Raw genomic sequence first — 23673 nt, 5'->3', positions numbered from 1 at the left:
CCGGGTCGGGGCGTCCGGCGGGATGCCGGCATCCCGGAGTCGGAGAACCGCACCGGTTCAGGTGTCCCGGATTCGGAGCCAGACGACGGAATCGGATGCCGCGCGCTCGTACGTCCGAGGACCTGCCGAATATCCGAATCCACGACCCCGCGAGCGCGTCGGCCCGCGTGCGCTCAGCCGGACGTGGACTCCCGCACGACGAGCTCGGGCTGGAAGCGCACGGTGCGCTCGTAGTCGCCGTCGGGATCGTCGAGCTCCTTGAGCAGCAGGTCCACGGCGGTGTAGCCGATGAGGTGCGCGGGCTGCCGGATGGAGCTGAGCGGCACGACCGTCGCGGAGGCGAAGTCGATGTCGTCGTAGCCGATGAGCGCGATGTCGCGCGGCACGCCGATGTCGGACATCAGCGAGAACGCCTGCAGCGCCCCGACCGCCAGGAGGTCGTTCGCGGCGAAGACGGCGTCCGGTCGCTCGCCGGATCGGCGCTCGCGCAGCAGCTCGCCGGCCGCCCGGCCCTGCAGCACTGTCAGCGCCGGCATCGCGATGACCTCCAGGGATGCGCCCGGCACTTCGCCGATCGCGCGGCGGGCGCCCTCGAGTCGGTCGGCCACCTGACGGATGGTCGTGGGGCCGCCGACGTAGGCGATCCGCCGCCGGCCGATCGAGAGCAGGTGCGACGCGGCGAGGTAGCCGCCTTCGATGTCGTCCACCGACACCGAGGCGAAGGCGCCCTCGCCGTCCTCCCGGTCGACGAGGATCACCGGGACGCCGCCGTCGCGCAGGCGCACGAGCCGATCGAGGTCCCGTCCGACCGGCGTGACCAGCACGCCGTTGACCCGCTGCTCGCGGAAGAGGTCGAGATAGGCCCCCTCGCGGTCGCCGCGTTCGTCGCTGTTGCCGAGGAGGACGCTCATGCCGGCCTCGGCGGCGCGATCCTCGGCGCCTCGCGCGACCTCCGCGAAGAACGGGTTCCCGGCATCGAGCACGATGAGGGCGATGCTCCGGCTGCGGCCGGCGCGGAGCTGCCGTGCCGCGTCGTTGCGCACGAACCCGAGCTGGTCGATCGCGCGCAGCACCCGCTCCACCGTGGCGGGCGACACCTTCGAGGGGCGGTTCAGCACGTTGGACACCGTGCCGACCGACACCGACGCCGCCGCGGCGACATCCCGCACGCTCACCACGATGACATCCCCCCGAGCTCGATCTGCTGTCCGCGAGTGTATGGCACCGGGCACGGGTCGAAGCCCGTGCCCGGTGCGGCCTCACGCGTCCACGGTCATCGCTTCCCGGCGCGACGACAGCTCCGCGAGCCGGTCCGCCACCGCCTGCTGCACCGCCGGCGACGCGTGCATGGTCAGCGCCTCGCCCAGTTCCCGCCCGTGCACCCACGCGGTGTTCGCCCGGAACGCCTCCGCCTGCTCGGGCCGCTCCGCCTCGAGCACCTCGAGCACGGCGCGGTACGCCTCCGGATCGTCGATGATCGCGGCGAGGCTGGAGTGCAGCCCCACCTCCACCGGCGGTACGGGGACGTCGACGTCGGCCACCTCCCAGGCGTGTGCGCCCGAGCCGACCTCATGAGTCCGGCCGTCGGGCAGCACGACCGTCGCCGTCGTGTTGGGCGGGATCACCGCCTCGACCCGCACCGTTCCGTCGGAACGGCGCCAGCCCGCGCGCGCACGCCCGTACGGGGTGAGGTGCTCCGCCGACGCATGCTCCAGGCCGGCGAGCGGCCGGGGCTCGATGCGGATGCGCCGATATCCGGCCTCAGCGGGGGCGAGCCCGGCCACCACCCGGTGCAGCCAGTCGCCGATCGCGCCGAACGCATAGTGATTGAACGACGTCATCTCGCCGGGGTTGATCGTGCCGTCGGGAAGCATCGAGTCCCAGCGCTCCCAGATGGTCGTCGCCCCCATGGTGACCGGGTACAGCCACGAGGGGTTCTCGGTCTGCAGGAGCAGCCGTCGCGCGGCGTCGAGATGACCGGTGCGAGTGAGCGCGTCCTGGATGATGGGCGTGCCGACGAAGCCGGTGCCGATCCGGTACCCCGACCGTCGCGTCAGCTCGGCGAGCCGCTCACCGAGCGCCGCGTGCTGCTCGACGGGGGCGATGTCGAAGACGATCGCCATGGCGTAGGCGGTCTGCGCGTCCGAGACCATGCGCCCCGCCGGCGTGACGTACTCGGCGAGGAACGCGGCCCGCACCTCCTCGGCGATGCGGCCGTACTCGGCGGCATCGTCATCATCGCCCAGCAGGGCGGCGGCGCGGGCGACGGCCTCGGCGGAACGGTACAGATAGGCGCTCGCAACGATGTCCGGGTCGGTCTTCGCCTTCGCCGGCAGGTGCGGCGGCGCGTCCGGGTCGAGCCAGTCGCCGAACTGGAACCGACCCTCCCACAGCCGCCGCTCACCGGCGATCCGGATGAGCACATCGGTCCACGCCTTCATGCTGCGGTACTGCCGGGCGAGCGTCGCGGTGTCGGCGTACCGCTCGTGCAGCACCCACGGCACCACGGTGGCGGCATCCCCCCACGCGGCGGCGGGGCGCGCCGGGCCCAGCACGTTCGGGACGACGAACGGGACGACGCCGTCACCCTCGGCCTGCTCGATCGCGAGGTCCCGCAGCCACGAGTCGAGGAAGCCCCTCACGTCGTACAGGAACGACGCGGTCGGAGCGAACACCTGGATGTCGCCGGTCCATCCGAGGCGCTCGTCGCGCTGCGGGCAGTCGGTGGGCACGTAGAGGAAGTTGCCGCGCAGCCCCCACACGACGTTCTCGTGCAGCCGGTTCACGAGAGGATCGGATGCCTCGAACCAGCCGGTGCGCTCCATGTCGCTGTGGACGACGACGGCGGTGATCGCCGCGGGGTCGAGCTCGCCCGGCCAGCCCGTGACCTCGGCATAGCGGAAGCCGTGGAAGGTGAACTCGGGCTCCCACTCCTCCACGCCGTCGCCGGCGAGCGTGTAGCGGTCCGTCGCCGCTGCGGCGCGGAGGGGGCGTGTCCCCAGTTCGCCGTGCTCGAGCACCTCGGCGTGGCGCAGCGTGATCTCGGTCCCGGCCGGCCCGCTCACGCGGATCCGCAGTCGGCCCACGAGGTTCTGGCCGAAATCGAGCACCGTCTTGCCGCTCGGGGTGCGGATGACCTCCTCGACGGCCCGTTCGTCCAGGCGGCGCACGAACGGCGACACCCGGGCCTCGGGTTCCGCGACGGCGTCGAGCACCGCCGCGGCGGTCCAGGCGGCGTCGTCGTAGCCGGGGTCGGAGAAGCTGCGGCCGGCATCGTCCACCAGTGCCCGCCGGGCGTCGTACTCCTCGCCGGCGTACAGGCCGCTGGCTACCAGCGGGCCGGTCGTCGCCCGGAACGAGGCATCCGTCGCCAGCCATTCCTGGCTCCCGTCGGCGTACTCGACGAGCAGCTGCGCGGCGAACCGCGGCTGATCGCCGTAGATGCTGTGCGCGTTGTCGCGGAAGCCGAAGTTCTCGGTGGCCCACGCGCCCGCCAGCCGCACGCCGATCGCGTTGCGCCCGGGCAGCAGCAGCGCCGTCACGTCGGTCGTCTCGTGGATGGTGCGCTGCGTGTACGGCGTCCATCCCGGCTTCATCACCTGATCGTCGACGTCATCGCCGTTGATCGCCACCTGGTAGACCCCCACGGCCGTGGCGTAGAGCGTCGCGCGTGCGACCGGGCTCCGGACATCGAACTCGCGACGCAGGTACGCCGGCTGGGCGGGGCCCGCCGGGTCGGCGAGTCCGATCGTCGCGGCACGCCACTGGCCGTCACCGAGGAAGCCGGCCACGATGCGGCGCGGGGCGCTCCAGCCGCCTGCCACACCGTCCTCTCCGGTGACCCGCACGCGCAGGGCGACCTGTTCGCCTGGCGCGAGCGGCGCGAACGGCCACGGCACCTGCGTCGCGGCGCCGCCCGTGATGCGGTGCGTCTCGATGCGCTCGCCACGGGTCAGCTCCAGCTCGGCGGTCGCCTGCAGCCACCCGGGTGTCTCCGTCTCGGTGCGCCAGCCGATGGTGGGGGCCGGGGTCGGGACGACGTCGCTGCGGTAGGGGGCTTCGATCACGATGTGCGCGGTGGGCTCGGTCATGGCACTCCTTCTTGCGTTCGGACGGATGTGGAAAGGCGGGCCGGATGCCGCAGAGAGCAGCGGCCGCCGCGACGAGGGGTCACCTCATGCCGGGACAGCGGATTCGGCGCGGGCGACGGCCGGCGCGGTCACGACGATGCGGTGCCGCCCATGGGTGAGCTCGGCGGGCGGCGCGTCGTCGTCCACCGTCACCGACGACGCATCGGTGACGGGCAGGTCCAGCACCGCGCGAGTGCCGAAAGGCACGTCGAGCGTCGCCTCGAAGACGTCGCCGGCGAGCTGCCACTGGATCGCGAGCCGGCCGTACCGGGTGTCGATGGACGCCTCGGCGCGGTCGAGTCCCACGGCGGGCCGCGGCGCGACGTGCACCAGACGGTAGCCCGGCTCGTCGAGGTCCGGCGCCAGTCCCGCGACGGTGCGGTAGAGCCAGTCGACCATCGCCCCGTAGGCGTAGTGGTTGAACGACAGCATCCCGGCCGCTTCCGGTCCGTCTCCGTCCACGGTGGGCGAGGACTCCAGGTCGCCGGAGTGGATGGAGCCGTCCGGCCGGATCGCGTCCCAGCGCTCCCAGACCGTGGTCGCGCCGCGGTCCACCTGATACAGCCACGAGGGCGCGTCGCGGCGCAGCACCATGAGATACGCCTCGTCGAGATGGCCGTGCCTCGACAGCGCGAACAGCACGAGGGGTGTGCCGAGGAATCCTGTGGCGATACGGCCGTTCTCGCGACGGACGTTCTCGGCCAGGCCCCGCGCGATCTCCGCGTGCCGCTCGCGGGGGGCGATGTCGAACTCGATCGACAGGGCCGCGCCGGTCTGCGTCAGGATCGCGTCCTCACCCCAGCGGGCGAACGTCTCGGCGGCGACGCGGTCGGCGAGCGCGTCGGCCTCGTCGCCGAGCGCCCGGTCCCCGACGAGCCGCTCGGCCCGCGCCAGCAGCCGAGCGGAATGGGCGTAGAAGGCGTTCGCGACGAAGTCGCTCGAGACCTTCGCCAGCCAGGGACGGTCCCCCGGCGCGTCCGGGTCGAGCCAGTCGCCGTACTGGAACGACGTCGGCAGCACGACATCCTCGCCCGCGCGTTCGCGCAGGTGCGTCACCCAGCGCCGCATGCTGTCGAGCTGCCGGACCAGCACGTCGGTGGAGCCGTACGCCTCGTACACGGCGAAGGGCACGATGGTGGCGGCATCCGCCCACCCGGCCCGGCCCATGTTCTCGATCGGGCCGTCCGGCATGACGATGTCGTGCGGTCGGATGATGTCGGGCACGACGGAGGGGACGCCGGCGTCGGTCTGATCGATCGCCAGGTCCCGCAGCCATGACATCCAGAACGCCTCGGCGTCGACCAGCGTGCACGCCGTCGCGGCGAAGGCCTGCGCATCGCCGGTCCAGCCCAGTCGCTCGTCGCGCTGCGGACAGTCGGTGGGGACCGACACGAAGTTGTCGCGCTGAGACCAGCTGACGTTGGAATGGAAACGGTTCAGCGCCTCATGCGAGGACGCGAAGCTGCTGCGCGGAGCGAGGTCGCTGGAGATGGCGATCGCCTCGGCCGAGACGACCTCCGCGCCCTCCACGTCGGCGTACTGGAACCCATGGAAGGTGAAGGAGGGCTCGAGCGTGTGCCGGCCGTCGCGATCGAGGACATAGATGTCGGTCGCCTTCGCCGAGCGCAGCGCCTTCAGGTGCAGGGCGCCGGAGGGCTCGAGCACCTCGGCGTGACGGATGGTCACGACGTCCCCGGCGGCACCTTCGACGACCAGTCGCACCCAGCCGGAGATGTTCTGCCCGGCGTCGAGCCTCGTCCGCCCGTCGGCGGCATCCCGCGTCACGGTCATCGGGAGCTCGGCGATCACCCGCACCGGCGGAGCGGACCGCGGCTCGAACAGGCGCGGATCGGCATCGATGACGGATGCCTGGACCCAGCCGTCCTCGGGGTATCCCGGCTCGTGGACCGCCGGGTCGTGCCGGCGCAGGTCGGTGACCGTGCCGTCGTAGATGCTGGCGCTCCGGATCGCCTCGAAGCCGCCGCGCCACGAGGCATCCGTCGTCACGATGACGACGCCGTCGGCTTCGAGCTGCGCGAGCGCCCCCGTCCGGTCGCCGTAGATCGCCGTGCGACGGGCGAAGCCGAAGCTGCCGCGATACCAGCCGTCGGCGACCGCGAGGACGATGACGTTCTCCCCGGCCCGCAGCAGTCCCGTGACGTCGTACGTGTCGAGGAGGATCCGCTCCTGATAGGAGGTCCAGCCGGGGGTCAGCAGCGCGTCGGAGACGCGCACGCCGTTGATCCACGCATCGACGAGCCCCAGCGCGCTCAGCCGGAACCGCGCCGCGGCCGGGACATCATCCAGGGCGAACTGTCGGCGCAGCAGGGGAACGGGTCCATCGATCTCGCTCGGGATCCCGATGACGGATGCCTCCAGCTCCGGGCCGGCGACACCGGCCTCGACGACGATCGGCTCGCTCCACGAGGTCCAGCCGGCCCGGGTGGCGACCCGCACCGAGAACAGGCGGCGCTCACGCGGGGCCAGCCGCCCCGGGACGGGGACGCCGACGGACGCGTCGCCGGTGACGGGATCGCCCGCTGCGAGGGTCGCCTCGTCGGCGCCCGTCGCCAGCTGATGTCCCAGGATCCGGGCGTGCGGGTCATCGCTCTCGACGCGCCACGACAGGCGGAGCCCGGTGTCGGGCACGCCGAGGAGTCCCGGGCCGTGCTGCGTGCGCAGGTCGCGGATCCTCGTGGCGGAGTCGGTCGAGGCAAGCGGGGGAAGCGCCGTCATGTCCGTGCTCGTCCTTTCGCGACGCGGCTCCGTCGCCGCTCGCGAGGCCATCGTGAATCGATTCATAGCGCGGTGTCAACCCTCGCTCCTCCCGTTACCGCTTCGTGATGAATCCTTTCAAAGTGGCTGTTGACGACGTCGGGGGCGGGTCGTACCGTACGAGAGCTGAATGGTTTCAACCATTCGGTGCAGCACCAAGGTTCCGGCAGCGTGGGCGGATCCACCGCTCGGCTTTACAAGGAGGTAAAGAATGAAGAGCACCCGTACCCGGAGGCTGCTCGCCGTGACGACGGGAATCGCGGCACTCGCGCTCCCGCTCGCCGCGTGCAGCGGAGGCAGCGGAGGCGGCGACGGAACGGTCGAGATCTCGTTCCTGACGCAGAACACCGGCACGAACGTCGAGATCGCCGAAGCGCTCATCGAGGCGTTCGAGGCCGAGCACGACGACATCACCGTCCGGCTCGAGACGCAGCCCGCGGGCACCGAGGGTGACAACCTCATGAAGACCAAGCTCGCCACCGGCGAGATGGAGGACGTCTTCTACTACAACTCCGGATCGCTCTTCCAGGCGCTCAACCCCGACCAGAACCTCGTGCCCCTGGACGACGAGCCCTGGGTGGACGACCTCATCGACACGATGAAGGACGTCGTCTCCACCGACAACGGCATCTACGGAGCGCCTTTCGGCGCCACCCAGGCCGGCGCGGTCGTCTACAACAAGAAGGTCTACGCCGACCTCGGCCTGCAGGTGCCCACCACGTGGGACGAGTTCGCTGCGAACAACGAAGCCATCAAGGCCGCCGGGATCACGCCGGTCGTCCAGACCTACGGCGACACCTGGACCAGCCAGCTGTTCGTGCTCGGCGACTTCGGCAACGTGCTCGCGCAGGACCCCGACTGGGCCGAGGCCTACACCGAGGGCGAGCGGAAGTACGTCGACGAGCCGGCCCTGCAGGGCTTCGTGAACCAGCAGGCGGGCTTCGACGCCGGCTGGTGGAACGAGGACTTCGCCTCCGCGGTGTACGACGACGGAGCGCGCATGGTGGCCACCGGCGAGGGTGCGCATTACCCGATCCTCACCGGCATCGTCTCGACCTTCCAGCAGAACTTCCCGGACGAACTCGAGAACATCGGCGTCTTCCCGCTGCCCGCGCAGAACGCCGAGGACACCAAGCTCACGGTGTGGCTCCCCAACGCGGTGTACATCCCGAAGACGACCGAGGGCGAGAAGCTGGAGGCGGCGAAGACGTTCGTCGAGTTCATCAACTCCCCCGGCGGCTGCGAGATCCAGACCACCGTCATGGTGCCCAGCGGCCCCTTCGCCACGAACGCCTGCTCGCTCCCGGACGACGTTCCGGGTCTCCTGAAGGACATGCAGCCGTACTTCGACGAGGGCAACACCAACCCCGCGCTCGAGTTCCTCTCGCCCATCAAGGGACCGAACCTCGAGAACATCACCGTCGAGGTCGGCTCGGGCATCCGTCCCGCCGAGGAGGGCGCGGCCCTCTACGACGAGGACGTCGTGAAGCAGGCCCAGCAGCTGGGCCTCGAGGGCTGGTGAGGCGGCGCGCCTGACATCGGCTGGAATCAACCCGGGGGTCGCGTCGTCCGCGACGCGGCCCCCGACGACATCGACGGAGACGCCCTCATGACCACGATCACCGAGCGACCGAGTGACACGACGGCGGCGCCGCCGCCCGCCGCGAGGAGGCGCCGACGCATCAAGAGCATGTACCCGACGTGGTTCTACATCCCGTCGGCCGTGCTCTACGTCGTCCTGTTCGCCGTGCCGACCTTCGCCTCGTTCTACTTCAGCCTCACGCGATGGTCGCTGTTCGACGTGCAGTTCATCGGCTTCGAGAACTTCGTGACGTTCTTCACCGAGCCGATGCTCTTCCAGGGCCTCATCAACACCTTCATCTACGGCTTCCTCACGTCGGGCCTGAAGGTGGTCTTCGGCCTGGCGCTCGGCATCCTGCTGACGGGGTCCATCCTCGGGCGCGGATACCTCCGAGCCACCATCTTCTTCCCGGTGCTCGTCTCGACGATCGGCGTCGGGATCACCTTCAAGGTGCTGATGGACCCTTTCGACGGGCTCATCAACAAGACGCTCGCGACCTTCGGCGTGGACGGACCCGGCTGGCTGACCGACCCGGCATGGGCGCTGCTGTCGATCGCACTCGTCGACGTCTGGAAGGGCGTCGGCATCGCAACGCTCATCTACATCGCGGGCATCGTCGCCATTCCGCAGGAGTACTTCGAGGCCGCCCGCGTCGACGGCGCCGGCGGCTGGAAGACGTTCTGGAACATCACCCTCCCGCTGGTGCGGCCGGCCACCGCCACGGTCGTGCTGCTGTCGCTCATCGGCGGACTGCGGTCGTTCGAGCTCATCTGGGCGATGACCCGCGGCGGCCCCGGCTTCTCGAGCGACGTGATCGCGTCGGTCATCTACAAGCAGTACCAGGCCGGCTTCTACGGCCTGTCGACCGCGGGCAACGTCGTGCTGTTCCTGATCGTCACCGCGATCATCGTCCCGATCTTCTACGTCCTCAACCGTCGGCAGGTGGAAGCATGACCCTCACGCGCACGATCACCACGGCCGGCGCCAAGCCCTCGCGGTTCCGCAGCGACCGGCGCCCGCTGACCTTCAAGCGCTTCATGCGCAAGTACCTCGTCGGCATCATCGCGATCCTCGCCTCGATCGTCGTCTTCATCGTGCCGTTCGCGTTCATCCTGCTGATGGCGGCGAAGAACGCGCAGGAGGCGTCGCTGTTCGAGTTCTCCCTGCCGCAGCAGGGCTGGTATCTGTGGGAGAACTTCCTCGCGGTGTGGGAGACGCGTGACTACGTGCTCCTGCGCGCCTTCATCAACAGCACGATCCTGACGGTCGCGAGCGTGGCGATCATGGTCGTGTTCGCGGCGATGGTGGGCTATGTGCTGCAGCGACGGAAGTCGCCCTGGAACCACCTCATCAACTTCTTCGTGCTCGCCGGGCTCATCGTGCCGCCCGCCGTGGTGCCGACGATCTGGGTGATGCAGACCCTCGGCATCTTCAAGACGATGCCGGGGATGATCCTCATCGAGGCGACGTTCGGGCTGTCGTTCTGCATCCTGCTCTTCCGGGCTTTCGTCTCGACGATCCCGCGAGAGCTGGACGAGGCGGCGATCATCGACGGCGCCGGCCCCATGCGGCTGTTCTTCACCGTCGTGCTGCCGCTGCTGAAGCCCGTGGTGGTGACGGTCATCGTGGTGCAGGCGGTCGCGGTCTTCAACGACTTCACCGGTCCGCTGTACTTCCTGCCCGGCGACGCCAACGCCACGGTTCAGCTGACGCTGTACAACTTCCAGAGCCAGAACCTCAGCCAGTGGAACCTGCTGTTCATGGACATCCTGCTCATCACCATCCCGCCGCTGGTCATGTACATCTTCTTCAACCGGCAGATCGTGGCGGGGATGACCAGCGGAGCCGTCAAGGGCTGACCGTGATCGGATCACCAGAACTCCGCGGGGACCGTTCCGCGGAGCCAGGCCAGTTCGTTGTCGCGGATGAAGATCGACAGCGCATCGTCGGGCGTGAGAGCGGCGCCGAGCCACGCCGAGAGGATGCCGAGCAGCTCGTCCGCGGCATCGAGGTCGCCATCGTCGACCACTCGCTCCCACGCCGAGATGAACCCCTCAGGCGTGTCGACGGTCCGCACGAGCTTCGACAGGTACTTCGGACCCGGGAGCAGGACATGCGCGGACGCGAGCGCCGCCCGCGCCGCCGCGAGCGCGAGGTGCAGCGCCGCATGCCGACGGAGGAACGCGTCGCCGCGGGCGACCGCCTGGCGGAGGAAGTAGCCGCCGTACAGACGCGCCTGGGCGACATGCGACCGGACGCGCTCGTGCCACACGTCATCGGGCATGACCGTGATGCGGGCGATGATGTCGTCGAGGCCCGGCACGCGGCTCCACGCGACACGGGCGCCGAGGAAGGATGCCCTCGTCGGATCATCTCCTCGTTCGGCGGCGGCCTCGAGGTAGGCCAGGCTCGCCAGCTTGATGTCGATGTACGAGCCCGGGTAGTCGGCGTCGCGCCGCTCAACCCACGCGAACCGGCCGGCACCCGTCTCGGCGGCGAATCTCTCCTCGTCCACCACCAGGTAGACGTCGACATCCGAGTCTCCGCGTTCGCGGCCCTGCGCGACGGAGCCGACGAGCACCACGGCGAGGGCACCGGGCGATCGACGCGCGGATTCGACGTAGCTCTCCAGCGCTCGTTCATGCTGCTCCACAGGCGCTCCTTCGCGTCGACGGCAACCCCACGGTACCGGCACGGACCGGCAGCTCGGCGGCGGTGGCGGAGGAGTCGTGCGCGGCAAACGCTTTCCGCCTTGCGCGCCCGAGGATCGTCGCTTATCGTTGAAACGATTCATAGCGCGGACGCGACGACGCGCCCCCTTCCCGAGGAGCTCCACCGATGACCAGCGCCACCGCGACGACGCGCGTCTGCTTCGAACTGCGCATCAAGCCCGAGCTGCTCGACGAGTACATCGCACGGCATTCGCCGGTGTGGCCCGAGATGCTGGCCGAGATCGCCGCGGCGGGACGCCGGAACTATTCGCTCTTCCTCGGCGACGGCGGCCGGCTGATCGGCTACTACGAGACCGACGACGATGAAGCGGCACAGGCGTACCTTGCCGGATCCGAGGTGGCCGCGCGCTGGGAGGCCGAGATGGCGCGTTTCTTCATCGGACTCGACGGCCGCCCCGATCAGGCCGCCACGCCGCTCACCGAGATCTTCCATCTGCACGACCAGCTGGCCGCAGCTGCGACCACCCACAAGGAAAGCACCGCATCATGACGACGCTGTCTCCCGAGATCCAGTCCACGCTCGAACAGCAGGGCATCGAGCTCCCCTCGTGGGCGTTCGGCAACTCCGGCACGCGCTTCCGCGTCTTCCCGACGCCGGGGACGCCCCGCGATCCGTACGAGAAGATCGCCGATGCCGCGCAGGTGCACCGCTACACAGCCCTCGCACCGAGCGTCGCCCTGCACATCCCGTGGGACAAGGTCGACGACTACGCCGACCTCCGGCGCCACGCGGAGGACCTCGGCGTCTCGCTCGGCACGATCAACTCGAACACGTTCCAGGACGAGGACTACAAGTTCGGGGCCCTCACCCACCACGACGACCGCATCCGCCAGAAGGCGATCGATCACCACTTCGAGTGCATCGACATCATGAACGAGACCGGGTCGCGGGACCTCAAGATCTGGCTCGCCGAGGGGTCGAACTACCCGGGTCAGAACGACATGCGCGGGCGGCAGGACCGCTTGCAGGACTCCCTGCAGCAGATCTACGCGCGCCTGTCGGACGAGCAGCGCCTCGTGCTCGAGTACAAGTTCTTCGAGCCGGCGTTCTACCACACCGACGTTCCGGACTGGGGCACGTCGTACGCGCAGGTGGCCGCCCTCGGCGAGCGCGCCGTGGTGTGCCTCGACACCGGCCACCACGCGCCGGGCACCAACATCGAGTTCATCGTGATGCAGCTGCTGCGCCTGGGCAAGCTCGGCTCGTTCGATTTCAACTCGCGGTTCTACGCCGATGACGACCTCATCGTCGGCGCGGCCGACCCCTTCCAGCTGTTCCGCATCATCTTCGAGGTCGTCCGCGGCGGCGGGCTGAACAGCCCCGACGTGGCGTTCATGCTCGATCAGTGCCACAACATCGAGGACAAGATCCCGGGCCAGATCCGCTCGGTGCTCAACGTCCAGGAGATGACCGCTCGCGCACTGCTGGTCGACCGCGACGCCCTTGCCGCCGCGCAGAGCGCCAACGACGTGCTGGCAGCCAACGCGGTGTTCATGGACGCCTTCTACACCGACGTGCGCCCGGCCCTCGCCGAGTGGCGCGAGTCGCGCGGACTGCCGGCCGACCCGATGGCCGCGTACGCGGCGTCCGGCTACCAGGAGAAGATCGCCCAGGAGCGCGTCGGCGGCGTCCAGGCCGGCTGGGGCGCGTAAGCCCCCTCCCCCCGAACCGCCGGGGCTGCGGGATGCCGATCCCCGCAGCCCCGGTCCACCTTCCGGCCGTTCCCCTCCACAAGCGGCGGGCAGCAGCCACCGGAAGCGACCGATGAAACACGGAGGATGCCGATGAGCGACCCGCACTCCGCCGCGGACGGGCTCGTGCGCGTCTACCCGGCGCGCACTCCCAACGGCTCGGGCCTGGTCTGGGCGCACGGCGGCGGATTCGCGTTCGGCGACCTGGACATGCCCGAGGCCGACGGCGTGGCTCGCGGCCTCGCCGCGCACGGCACCACCGTCGTCTCGGTCGACTACCGCCTCGCACCGGACCCCGACGCGCCCGCCGCCGGACGTGCCGGCCACCACTATCCCGCGGCATCCGACGATGTGATCTCGGCCTGGTCGTGGACCGTCGACATGGCCGACCGGCTGCGGATCGACCGCACCCGCCTCGCCCTCGGCGGCGCCAGTGCGGGCGGCAATCTCGCCGCGGGTGCCACCCTGCGCCTCATCGAGCGGGGGTTCGCGCCGCTTCCCGCGCTCGTGGTGCTCGCCTACCCGACGCTGCTCGCCGTGCAGCCCGCCCCGGATGCCGCACTGCGCGCCGCCCTCGACGCCGACCCGGTCGCCGACCGCTTCGGACCTGCGGCGGTGCTGCGCATGTACGAGAACTACCTGGGCGGCGACGTCGCCGGCGCGCCGGTGGCGGCGATCCCCGGGCTCGCGACGCCCGACGAGCTCCGCGACTTCCCGCCGACGCTCATCGTCAACGGCGATGTCGATGAGCTGCGGGTGTCGGCCGAGGTGTTCGCCGCCACCCTGCGCACGGCCGGGCGCGACGTCGAGATGCTCGTCGAACCCGGCACCGACCACGGACACCTGAACCGCCCGCACGAGGGCCCGGCGGCATCGCGCACGATCGACCTCTTCGCCGCCCGCCTCGCCGCTCTTCCCGCCGGCGTCGGGACGAAGGCGTAGCCGACCTCCGCGTCAGCGGCTCGTGTAGCCGCCGTCGATCGGCAGTGAGACGCCCGAGATCATCGCCGCGCCGTCGCTGAGCAGGAAGACGATGGGGGCGGCGATGTCGTCCTCGGTCGCCCAGCGGTGCAGCGGCATCGCGTCGAGGAACGGCCCCTCGATGTCGGGACGGCCCCAGTACCACGCCGACATCGGGGTCATGACGACGGTCGGATTGACGCTGTTGACCCGGATGCCGTAGCCGCCGAGCTCGAGCGCGGAGACCCTCGTGATGTTGTCGAGCGCAGCCTTCGACGAGCCGTACGAGATGTGGCCTGCAAGACCCACCAGGCTCGCCTGGCTCGACACGTTGACGATCGCACCGCCCTTACCCAGGCGCACCATCTCGCGCGATGCGTACTTGATGACCAGCAGCGCGCCGCGGGCGTTGATGCTGATGACCTTGTCGAAGACGGCGATGTCGGTGTCCATGGGGGTGGCGATCTCGCCGCCCCAGCCCCCGCAGTTCACGACGCCGTAGAGGTCGCGGCCCTCGATGGCGGTGCGGATCTCCTCCTCGGACTCCAGGTCGAATGCCACGGGGGTGGCGCCGGTCTCGCGGGCGATCGCCTCCACGCTCTCCGGCGTCCGCCCCGCGGCGAGGACGTCTGCCCCTGCCGCGACGAGGTGCCGGACGGTGGCACCGCCGATGCCGCCGCCGGCGCCGGTGACGAGGATGGTGCGGCCCTGGAAATCGCTCATGGGACGTGCTCTCTGTTGCGGGATCGATCACGATGGACGACGCCGCGTGGCAGCGACGCCGTGGGACATGTAACCACAGAATCGCGGTCATGTCTCCGGTGTCATGGTGGTGCGGGTGGTGGGCTTGACACCGGTGACATGATCAGCGTAGCGTGCTCGAAGTTGTGCCGCTTCCCGCAGCGGCGACCCGCTCCACCGACGCAGCCGCGATGCCTCCGCATCGACTCGAGGAAGACCACGAAGCAGTGTTCAGCACCCGCCCCACGCCCCCGCCGATCGCCGAAGCGACGCTCGATGAGCTGGCCGAGCGCGCTCGTCTGCTCCTGAGCGACGGGCGCCGCCGCATCCTGGGAGTGACCGGCACCCCCGGCGCGGGCAAGTCCACCGTGACCGCCGCCCTGCTGCATGCTCTGGGAGACCGCGCCGTCGTCGTCGGCATGGACGGCTTCCACTTCGCCAACGCCGAGCTCGTGCGCCTCGGGCGCCGCGACCGCAAGGGCGCGCCGGACACATTCGACGTCGATGGTTACGTCGCACTGCTCCGGCGGCTGTCGACGCAGACCGCCGGGACGATCTACGCCCCTGTCTTCGACCGCGAGCTCGAGGAGTCGATCGGCTCCGCCGTGCCGGTGAGAGCCGACGTGCCGCTGGTGATCACCGAAGGCAACTACCTGCTCCACGATGAGCACGGATGGGATGCGGTCCGCCCGCTTCTCGACGAGGTCTGGTACCTGGACGTCGACGCCGACGAACGCCGGCGGCGCCTCGTCGCCCGACGGCTCGGGCACGGGCATCCCGCCGACGAGGCCACCGCCTGGGTCCGCGACGTCGACGAGCCCAACGCCCGCCTCGTCGAGACCGCGCGTGATCGTGCCGACCTCGTGGTGCGCGTCGCCTCCCGTCCCACATCCCCGTCCGAAGGAGATCACGCATGACGATGACGGCTACGGTTCCGGTTCTGCAGGCGCGGGGGTTGTCGCGTCAGTTCGGGCATGTGCGGGCGCTCAATCAGGTGGACTTCGAGGTGTATCCGGGGGAGGTGACCGCGCTGATCGGGGACAACGGCGCGGGCAAGTCCACCCTGGTCAAGGCGCTGTCGGGCAACCTCGCCGTCGATTCGGGGACGATCCTGTTCGATGGGCGGGAGGTGGAGATGTCCACTCCGTCGCAGGTGTCGGCGCTGGGCATCGAGACGGTGTACCAGGATCTGGCGCTGGCGCCGCATCTGGACCCGGTGCAGAACATGTACCTGGGCCGGGAGCTGCGCCAGTCCGGACTGGCAGGCGCGCTGGGGTTCATGAAGACCAAGGAGATGCGGGCGCAGTCGCGGGTCGCGTTCGACGAGCTGGGCGCCACGGTCCGGTCGCTGACCTCCCCGGTGGGGGAGATGTCCGGCGGGCAGCGGCAGGCGATCGCGATCGCCCGTGCGGTGCACTGGGCCTCCCGGGTGGTGTTCCTGGACGAGCCCACCGCCGCGTTGGGGGTGCGGCAGACCAAGAACGTGCTGGAGACCATCCGCCGGGTGCGCGACAAAGGCATCGCGGTGGTGTTCATCTCCCACTCCATGCCACACGTCATGGAGGTCTCCGACCGCATCCAGGTGCTGCGTCTGGGCACCCGGGTCGCGAACATCCCCGCCCACGACACCTCCATGGAAGAACTCGTCGGCCTCATGACCGGCGCCGTCACCCGCGACACCGTCCCTGCGAAGGAGGACACGCTGTGACCACCACCAAGCCCCCGACCGAAACGGTCGCGATCGGCACCTTCGACGAGCCGCAGATCTCCTTCCTTCGCCGCATCGTGAGGGCGCAGGCGTTCCAGATCCTGCTCGTGCTGATCGTCATCGTGCTGATCTTCAGCGCGCTGGCGCCGGACACGTTCGCACAGTGGTCGAACTTCCGCCTCATCATCCAGAACGCCTCCATCCTCGCCGTGCTCGCGGTGGGGATGACCTACGTGATCATCACCGCCGGCATCGACCTGTCCATCGGCTCCGTGCTGGTCTTCTCGGGCGTCGTCGCGGCGATGGTGATGCGGGCGATGGGCGGCGACGGCTGGGGCACGGCCATCGTCGGCATCCTGGTCTCGATCGCCGCGGGCCTGGCGTGGGGCCTGTTCAACGGCTTCCTCATCGCCAAGGCGAAGATCCCGCCGCTGATCGTGACGCTGGGCACGCTCGGCATCACTCTGGGTCTCGCGCAGATCCTCACCGGCGGGGTCGACATCCGCCAGGTTCCGACCGTCCTCACCACGACGATCGGATACGGCAACCTCTTCGGCACGATCCCGACGATCTCCGTCATCGCCCTCGCCGTGATCGTGGTCGGCGCGATCGGTCTGCGCTTCACGCGCTTCGGCCTGCACACGCTCGCGGTGGGCTCGAGCGAGATCGCCGCGCGCCGGGTCGGCGTCAGAGTGGACGCGCAGCTGATCGCGATCTACGCCCTCTCGGGCGGGCTGGCGGGGCTTGCCGGCATCCTGTCGCTGTCGCAGTTCTCCACCACCGCGATCGCCGGGCAGTCGCAGACGAACCTCAACGTCATCGCGGCGGTCGTCATCGGCGGGACGTCGCTCTTCGGCGGCGTGGGGACGATTCTCGGCACCGTCGTGGGCCTGTTCATCCCCGCGGTGCTGCAGAACGGGTTCGTCATCACCGGCGTGCAGCCGTTCTGGCAGCAGGTCGCCGTCGGCGCCGTCCTCATCACCGCCGTCTACGTCGACCAGGTGCGCCGGTCGGCGGCCATGCGCGGCAACACCCAAGGCCTCTGGCGCAGGTTCGTCAGCGGAGGCCGGCGCGGTCAGCGCGCGGCCGACACACCGAGAGAACGGGAATCACGATGAAGTGGAGCAAGCCTGCTCTGGGTCTCGTCGCGCTGGGCGCGGCGACGACCTTCGCCCTGGCCGGCTGTTCGGCAGGCGGCCAGACCGCGTCCACCGGCACGGAAGGGGACGACGGCTACGACATCGCATTCGTGCAGGGCGTCGCGGGAGACGAGTTCTACATCTCCATGCAGTGCGGCATCCAGGAGGCCGCCGAGGCCGAAGGTGCCACGGTCGAGGTGCAGGGGCCGGAGAAGTTCGACCCGACGCTGCAGAAGCCGATCGTCGACGCGGTCGTGGCCTCCAAGCCCGACGCGCTGCTGATCGCGCCGACCGACGTCACGGCGATGCAGGCGCCGATCCAGGCGGCCGCCGACGCGGGGATCAAGGTCGTCCTCGTCGACACCACGCTCGAGGACCCGTCGATGGCGGTCTCGCAGATCGCCTCCGACAACGAAGGCGGCGGCGCTGCGGCGTTCGAGGCGATCCAGGCCGCGCACCCTGAGGGCGGCAAGGTGCTCGTCGTCTCGATCGACCCGGGCATCTCGACCTCCGACGCGCGCGCCGAAGGCTTCGAAGCAGCCGTCGCCGACGACCCGAAGTTCGAGTCGCTCGGCATCGAGTACTCGCACAACGAACCGGCCGAAGCGGCCCGCATCGTGACCGCGGCGCTCCAGGCGCACCCTGACATCGTCGGCATCTTCGCCGCGAACCTGTTCGCCGCCGAGGGCACCGCCACCGGCATCCAGCAGGCCGGCAAGCAGGGCGAGGTCACGGTCGTCGGCTTCGACGCCGGTCCCGCCCAGGTCGAGGCCTTGAAGAACGACGTCGTGCAGGCGCTCGTCGCCCAGGAGCCGGCGACGATCGGTCAGGACGGTGTCGCGCAGGCGCTGGCCGCACTCGACGGCGACACCCCGGAGGAGAAGATCCAGACCGGCTTCACCGTCATCACCAAGGAGAACCTGGAGACCGAGGGCGCCGACGCGGTCTACAGGTCCAGCTGCTGACCTCTGTCGGCATCCCGTGGGCGCCCGCAGGTCGGGCGCCCACGGGTTCCTTTCTTCCTCGCCCCGATCCCTGGAGGATGGCGACATGGTCGCTCTCAACGCCGACAATCTGGACGCCCTCGCTCCCGAGGTCGAACGCCCCGCCTACGACCGGACCGCCGTGACGAGCGCCATCGCGCACTTCGGCGTCGGCAACTTCCACCGCGCGCACCAAGCGATGTTCGTCGACCGCATCCTCGCCACCGGGTCCACCGAGTGGGGTATCTGCGGCGTCGGCCTCCTCCCCTCCGACGCCGCCATGCGCGACGCCCTGCGCCGGCAGGACGGCCTGTACACGCTCGTGACCGCCGCCCCCGACGGCACCGAGACGGCGCGCGTGATCGGCTCGCTCACCGACTACCTCTTCGCACCCGACGACCCGGAAGCGGTGCTGGCGAAGCTCGCCGACGCCGGCACCCGGATCGTCTCGCTCACCATCACCGAGGGCGGTTACGGTATCGACGACGCCACGGGCGCCTTCGATCCACAGGACGAGGCGACGCTGGCGGATCTGGCCGGGTTCGGCGGGGATGCGCCGCCGCGGAGCGCGCTCGGGTACCTCGTGACGGCGCTGGCGCGACGTCGCCGGGCGCAGGTGCCTCCCTTCACGGTGATGTCGTGCGACAACATCCAGGGCAACGGGGACGTCGCCCGGACAGCCGTGACCGGCTTCGCGGAACGGGTGGATGCCGAACTCGGCGCCTGGGTCGGCGAGAACGTGTCGTTCCCGAGCTCCATGGTCGACCGCATCACGCCGGTCACCACGAACGAGACCCGCGCGCTTGTGAAGGATCGGTTCGGAATCGAGGACCGGTGGCCGGTGCGCTCCGAGGCGTTCGAGCAGTGGGTGCTCGAGGACGACTTCGCGCTCGGCCGCCCGCCGTGGGAGACGGTGGGTGTGCAGCTGGTCGAGGACGTCGAACCGTACGAGCTGATGAAGCTGCGGCTGCTGAACGCGTCGCATCAGGCGATGAGCTACCTCGGCATCCTGTCCGGTGCGACCTTCGTGCACGAGGTCTGCGCCGACCCCCTGTTCGCCGGATTCCTGCGCGGTTACATGCACCAGGAGGCGATCCCGACGCTTCTTCCCGTCCCGGGCATCGACCTGGATGCCTACTGCGAACAGCTGCTCGCGCGCTTCGGCAGCGAGGCGGTGCGCGACACCCTCGCCCGTCAGGTCGTCGACGGGTCCGACCGCATCCCGAAGTTCCTGCTGCCCGTGGTGAGGGCGCAGCTCGCCGGCGAGGGCCGGATCGCCCGTGCGGCGCTCGTGCTGGCCGCTTGGAGCGTCTTCCTCGAGGGCACCGCCGAGGACGGCACCCCGACACCGGTATCCGACCGACGGCTGGATGCGCTGCAGGCTGCGGTGGCCGCGGAGCGCTCGACCCCCGGCGCCTTCCTCGACTTCGCGCCGGTCTTCGGCGACCTCGGGGCCGACCCCGCACTGCGTGAGGCCTTCATCGCCGCGCGGGCCTCGCTCGCGGCACGCGGCGCCCGGGCGAGCATCGCGGCGCTGGGCTGAGCGGCTCCTCGGCGGCAGTTGCCCGCTGCACGGGTGCGCATGACTCAGGCAGGATGACGGATTCCGGGGTCCTGGCCGGACGAAGGGCCGGTTCTGCCTGAGTTGTGAACGCGGCGAGCCGACGGCCGGCGTGGACGGTCACCACACGGGCTGCCGGGAGGCGGCGCTAGATGCGGCAGGACTCCCGCTCGACCAGACCGACGTCCATGACGGTCGCCGCGGCGCCGTCGACGTCGGTGCCGGCGAGCCGCGCGAAGATCCGCTCCGCTGCCAGGATTCCCAGCCGCCGCGGGTTCTGATCGATCACCGTGATCGAGGGAGTGAGGACGTCGGCCATCGGGAAGTCGCCGAATCCGACGAGGGCGATCGGCTCGTCGCGCAGAACCGACGCGAGCGCCATCGAGCATCGAGCGTTCGCCGAGAAGATCGCAGTGGGCGGATCGGGCAGCGCGCGCAGGCGTGCGACGGCGCCTGCGGCGGCATCCCGGTCCGAGACGAAGACCTGCACGAGGTCGTCGTCCGGTTCGATGCCCGCCTCGCGCTGCGCCCGCCGCCAGCCCTCGAGCCGGTTGGTCTCGGTCGACAGGTGGACCACGTCGCCGATATAGGCGATGCGGCGATGGCCGTGCGACAGCAGGTGTCCCACCGCCTCCACCGCGCCGGCCTCGTCGGCCTCGGTGAACGTGTCGGTCTCGAGACCGACCGGCGCCCGGTCGACGAAGACGATGGGCGTGTGCTCCCGCCAGCGCTGCAGCCACGAGTGATCCACACCGACCGGCGCGACGACGAGGCCGGACAGCTGGCGGCCGAGCATCGACTCGATGGCGGGCCGCTCGTCGTCGGGGTTCTCACCGAGGCTCGTCACAAGCGTCGACAGACCGCGCTCGCGAGCCGTGTCCTCGACAGCTCGCGCGATGGATGCGAAGAACGGGTCGACGATGTCGGGCACAGCGACGCCGATGACGGATGTCCGCCCGGCGCGGAACGTCGTCGCCAGCACGTTCGGCACGTAGTTCAGCTCGCGCATCGCCTGCTCGACGAGGGCGCGCGTCTCAGGCAGCACGTGCGGGTCGTCGTTGAAGACCCGCGAGACGGTCTTCGTGCTGACGCCCGCGCGCGCGGCGACATCCCGCATCGTCGTCACCGGCACCTCCTCGCATCCCGTCCGCTCAGTGCGGCCTCGGCCACCTTATCGGCGCAGTGCGCTCACACTCGCAGCTCAGGCACGCCCGTCCACGGCGTCGGCGAGCTCGCGCAGACGCGGAAGCGCCCGCGTCGTGAGGAGCTCCGCGCGGCGAGCGGCGTCGAAGGAGAGGCTGTCCTTCCACAGGGACCGCCCGGCCATCGCTCCGGCGGCGCCGTTCGCGACGGCGGTGGCCACCTGGCCGATGAAGGTCTCATGGTCGACGCCCGCCGACAGCACCGCCCACGGCACGCCCTGCGCGGCGGCGGTGACGGCCGCGCTGGCCTCAGCCGAGCCCGGGTACTGCAGCTTCAGGATCTTCGCCCCGGCGGCGACGGCCAGCGCGGCGCCTTCGGCGACGAGTGCGGGGAACGCGGCAGCGTACTCCTGGTCGGACTCCCCCTCCAGCTGGTAGGTCAGCAGCTCGACGATGAGGAGCAGCCCCTCGGCCTCGCACGCCTCGACGAGGTCGCGGATCTCCGCGAACACGCGGGAGGTCTCATCCTGCTTGTCGGGGCGCGTGTAGTAGAGCATCTTGGCGACGCCGCCGCCGAGCTCGCGCACGGTGCGCGGGGTGACCCCGGGCACGAACCGCGTGTATCGCAGCCCGTCGACGGTCTCGAATCCCGAGGCGTCGAGCCCCACGACCAGGGCGGTCTCGCGGGCGAGCACACCGTCGTCGACGATCGCCGGCAGCGCGACCTCGGGGTCGAGGAGGATCGCGGGGGCGTGGTTGGCGAGGTGGCGGACGAGGTCGGCCTTCACGGCAGCCAGCTCTTCGCGCGTGATCGCTTCCGGGCCGCCCGGCGCGTCCTTGATGGCGGCTTTCATGCCGTTGCGCTGGTCGGCCGCGACGATGAGCATGTTGCCGTCCGGGGTGGAGATCGACTGCAGCGCGCGCCGCTCCAGTGTGGTCATGGCGTTGACGGCGGTGGTGGTGGTCATGGGTTCTTCTCCTGGTGGGTGGTCCTGCTCCGGCTCACGCCGGCGCGTTCGCCGGCTCAGGCCGGCACGGTCTGGTCGGTTCGAAGCGCCTGCGCGATGCGAGCGGCTCCGAACGCGGTCTCCTCCTCGCGCGCTGAGACGCGCAGATCGGGCAGCACGAGGGCGCGGGCGCGGCGGACGGAGGCCATCCCCGCCCACCCGCCGGTGAGTGTCGCGTGCGCGGCGGGCGCCACCTCGCGGTCCATCGCCGCGACGAGGGCAGCGACTTCGGCGTTGCTGTGGCGGAGCACCGCGCCGAAGATCTCGGCGGGCGTCGCACCGTCGGTGTTGAGGGTCAGGCGCAGCACCCCGTCGTCGTTGCGGGCGCCGGCGACCTCGATCGCACCGGCGGGAAGCGCGCCCTCGACGGGCGCGGCCATGACGGCGGCATCCAGGGCGTCTCGTCCGGCACGGTCCGAGATGCCGGCGGCCTGCAGCGCCCGCCGCAGCAGCAGCCCGGTCTTGGCCCCGGCGACCAGCACGTGCTTGCCGGGCACGATGTGTCGGACCTCGTTGATGAGGGCATCGGCCAGACGCTCACGCGCGGCGAAGCCGAGCGGGGCGTCGAGCACGCGCAGCAGCACCTCGGCGGTGCCGATCGACACATGGTACGCGTCGGTGCCGAGGGAGCCGCTCGCTGCGGCCGCGACGAGGTGGTCGTGGCCGGCGACGGTGAGGACCGCTCCCGCGGTCCGCGAACCGAAGGAGGGGTCGACGCGTCCCCACGGCACGCCGCCACCGCGCAGAGGCGGCAGGAACGTCTCATCGAGCCCGAGCGCCTCGAGCATCTGCGGCCACGCCCGGCCGGTGTCCTGGTCCAGGAGCCCCGTGCGCGAGGTGAGTGAGTACTCGAGCGCGATGTCCCCGCCGAGGGATGCCGCGAGGAACTCCGGCAGGTTGAGCCAGCGCGTGCCGGCGAGCGGCATCCCCGCGTCGCGGAGGTACGCCAGCTTCGCGACAGTCACCTGGGCGCCCAGTGGCAGTCCGGTGCGCCCGGCGAACTGCGATCGGATGTGGTCGGGGAACGCTGCGGCCTGCTCGGCGCCGCGCGGATCGAACCACGCGAAGCCCGGCGCCACGGGGTCGCCTTCAGCATCGATCAGGATGCCCGTCTCCCCCATGCCTGCGATCGCGATCGCATCGATCGACGCGTCGGTGCAGCCGGCGAGCGCCGCGTCGATCCCGTCCAGGAGCGAGCGGACGGCGTCGACGAGAGCGGGGGCGTCCAGCTCGGTCGTGCCGCCGTCGCCGGCGCGCCACGGCGTGGGCACCTGGTGGCTGGCGATCTCCGCTCCGGACGCGTCGACGACGAGCATCTTCAGGCCGGTGCTGCCGAGGTCCAGGCCGGCCGAGAGCGGCAGGGCGACAGACGTCGACGCGCGTCGTTCACCCGCGTGCGAAACCTCGCTGCGTGCATCGTCGGACACGGCGTCTCCTTTTCGGTGTCACGGGCGAACCGCGTGAAATCAAGCATGACACCGGTGACTTGATACGTCTATGGTGGACGTATGCCGGAGTCCT

At 70.4% G+C, this 23673-nt stretch carries 19 protein-coding genes; 11 read left to right on the top strand and 8 right to left on the bottom strand.

The window, feature by feature from the left end:
• Positions 1–173: 173 nt before the first annotated feature.
• From AC5RVZ_RS01495 to AC5RVZ_RS01485, 3 genes are all read right to left on the bottom strand, one after another.
• Positions 174–1181 (bottom strand): LacI family DNA-binding transcriptional regulator, encoded by a 1008-nt coding sequence (locus tag AC5RVZ_RS01495; RefSeq protein WP_494064705.1) that lies wholly within the window; start codon positions 1179–1181, stop codon positions 174–176.
• Between the two features lie 78 nt (positions 1182–1259).
• Positions 1260–4091: a family 78 glycoside hydrolase catalytic domain gene (locus AC5RVZ_RS01490; RefSeq protein ID WP_494064018.1), complete on the bottom strand. Its 2832-nt coding sequence runs from the start codon at positions 4089–4091 to the stop codon at positions 1260–1262.
• 84 nt (positions 4092–4175) lie between these two features.
• Positions 4176–6866: a family 78 glycoside hydrolase catalytic domain gene (locus AC5RVZ_RS01485; RefSeq protein WP_494064017.1), complete on the bottom strand. Its 2691-nt coding sequence runs from the start codon at positions 6864–6866 to the stop codon at positions 4176–4178.
• 250 nt (positions 6867–7116) lie between these two features.
• Here AC5RVZ_RS01485 and AC5RVZ_RS01480 point away from each other — a divergent pair, with 250 nt between their 5' ends.
• The 3 genes from AC5RVZ_RS01480 to AC5RVZ_RS01470 all read left to right on the top strand — a co-directional run bounded on the left by AC5RVZ_RS01480 (position 7117) and on the right by AC5RVZ_RS01470 (position 10346).
• Positions 7117–8427 carry an ABC transporter substrate-binding protein gene (locus tag AC5RVZ_RS01480; protein WP_494064016.1) on the top strand — a complete coding sequence of 437 codons (1311 nt, stop codon included), beginning with the start codon at positions 7117–7119 and terminating at the stop codon, positions 8425–8427.
• An 87-nt stretch (positions 8428–8514) separates the two neighbouring features.
• Complete coding sequence (locus tag AC5RVZ_RS01475; RefSeq protein ID WP_494064015.1) at positions 8515–9441, top strand: carbohydrate ABC transporter permease; 927 nt, start codon at positions 8515–8517, stop codon at positions 9439–9441.
• Between the two features lie 83 nt (positions 9442–9524).
• Complete coding sequence (locus AC5RVZ_RS01470; protein WP_494064704.1) at positions 9525–10346, top strand: carbohydrate ABC transporter permease; 822 nt, start codon at positions 9525–9527, stop codon at positions 10344–10346.
• 11 nt (positions 10347–10357) lie between these two features.
• Here the strand turns inward: AC5RVZ_RS01470 and AC5RVZ_RS01465 are convergent, their stop codons facing one another.
• Entirely contained in the window at positions 10358–11140 is a 783-nt protein-coding gene (locus tag AC5RVZ_RS01465) for a nucleotidyltransferase domain-containing protein (RefSeq protein WP_494064014.1), read from the bottom strand.
• A gap of 185 nt (positions 11141–11325) precedes the next feature.
• Between AC5RVZ_RS01465 and AC5RVZ_RS01460 the strand changes: the two genes are divergently transcribed.
• The 3 genes from AC5RVZ_RS01460 to AC5RVZ_RS01450 all read left to right on the top strand — a co-directional run bounded on the left by AC5RVZ_RS01460 (position 11326) and on the right by AC5RVZ_RS01450 (position 13853).
• Positions 11326–11709: an L-rhamnose mutarotase gene (locus tag AC5RVZ_RS01460; RefSeq protein ID WP_494064013.1), complete on the top strand. Its 384-nt coding sequence runs from the start codon at positions 11326–11328 to the stop codon at positions 11707–11709.
• Positions 11706–12872, top strand: coding sequence for an L-rhamnose isomerase (gene rhaI / locus AC5RVZ_RS01455; protein WP_494064012.1), 1167 nt, complete (start codon positions 11706–11708; stop codon positions 12870–12872). Before AC5RVZ_RS01460 ends, rhaI begins: the two co-directional genes overlap by 4 nt.
• A 132-nt stretch (positions 12873–13004) precedes the next feature.
• Complete coding sequence (locus tag AC5RVZ_RS01450; protein WP_494064011.1) at positions 13005–13853, top strand: alpha/beta hydrolase fold domain-containing protein; 849 nt, start codon at positions 13005–13007, stop codon at positions 13851–13853.
• A 12-nt stretch (positions 13854–13865) separates the two neighbouring features.
• Here the strand turns inward: AC5RVZ_RS01450 and AC5RVZ_RS01445 are convergent, their stop codons facing one another.
• Positions 13866–14594 carry an SDR family oxidoreductase gene (locus tag AC5RVZ_RS01445; RefSeq protein ID WP_494064010.1) on the bottom strand — a complete coding sequence of 243 codons (729 nt, stop codon included), beginning with the start codon at positions 14592–14594 and terminating at the stop codon, positions 13866–13868.
• A gap of 152 nt (positions 14595–14746) precedes the next feature.
• On the opposite strand from AC5RVZ_RS01445, the gene AC5RVZ_RS01440 reads away from it, so the two are divergent.
• From AC5RVZ_RS01440 to AC5RVZ_RS01420, 5 genes are all read left to right on the top strand, one after another.
• On the top strand, positions 14747–15529 hold the full coding sequence (locus AC5RVZ_RS01440; RefSeq protein ID WP_494064009.1) for a nucleoside/nucleotide kinase family protein: 783 nt from the start codon (positions 14747–14749) through the stop codon (positions 15527–15529).
• Positions 15526–16320: an ATP-binding cassette domain-containing protein gene (locus AC5RVZ_RS01435; protein WP_494064008.1), complete on the top strand. Its 795-nt coding sequence runs from the start codon at positions 15526–15528 to the stop codon at positions 16318–16320. Before AC5RVZ_RS01440 ends, AC5RVZ_RS01435 begins: the two co-directional genes overlap by 4 nt.
• On the top strand, positions 16317–17438 hold the full coding sequence (locus AC5RVZ_RS01430) for an ABC transporter permease (RefSeq protein WP_494064007.1): 1122 nt from the start codon (positions 16317–16319) through the stop codon (positions 17436–17438). Before AC5RVZ_RS01435 ends, AC5RVZ_RS01430 begins: the two co-directional genes overlap by 4 nt.
• Positions 17435–18424 (top strand): ABC transporter substrate-binding protein, encoded by a 990-nt coding sequence (locus tag AC5RVZ_RS01425; protein WP_494064006.1) that lies wholly within the window; start codon positions 17435–17437, stop codon positions 18422–18424. The genes AC5RVZ_RS01430 and AC5RVZ_RS01425 overlap by 4 nt, the downstream gene beginning before the upstream one ends.
• An 85-nt stretch (positions 18425–18509) precedes the next feature.
• Positions 18510–19985: a mannitol dehydrogenase family protein gene (locus AC5RVZ_RS01420; protein WP_494064005.1), complete on the top strand. Its 1476-nt coding sequence runs from the start codon at positions 18510–18512 to the stop codon at positions 19983–19985.
• A 166-nt stretch (positions 19986–20151) separates the two neighbouring features.
• Here the strand turns inward: AC5RVZ_RS01420 and AC5RVZ_RS01415 are convergent, their stop codons facing one another.
• From AC5RVZ_RS01415 to AC5RVZ_RS01405, 3 genes are all read right to left on the bottom strand, one after another.
• Positions 20152–21120 (bottom strand): LacI family DNA-binding transcriptional regulator, encoded by a 969-nt coding sequence (locus tag AC5RVZ_RS01415; RefSeq protein ID WP_494064703.1) that lies wholly within the window; start codon positions 21118–21120, stop codon positions 20152–20154.
• A gap of 84 nt (positions 21121–21204) precedes the next feature.
• Positions 21205–22113, bottom strand: a complete 909-nt coding sequence (locus tag AC5RVZ_RS01410; RefSeq protein WP_494064004.1) for a hypothetical protein — start codon at positions 22111–22113, stop codon at positions 21205–21207.
• 56 nt (positions 22114–22169) lie between these two features.
• Positions 22170–23579, bottom strand: coding sequence for an FGGY-family carbohydrate kinase (locus AC5RVZ_RS01405; RefSeq protein WP_494064003.1), 1410 nt, complete (start codon positions 23577–23579; stop codon positions 22170–22172).
• Positions 23580–23673: the final 94 nt, after the last annotated feature.

The sequence above is a fragment of the Arthrobacter sp. Cza30 genome, from assembly GCF_059090765.1.
The sequence above is the reverse complement of the archived record's forward strand: the minus strand, read 5'-3'. Positions and strand labels throughout refer to the sequence as shown.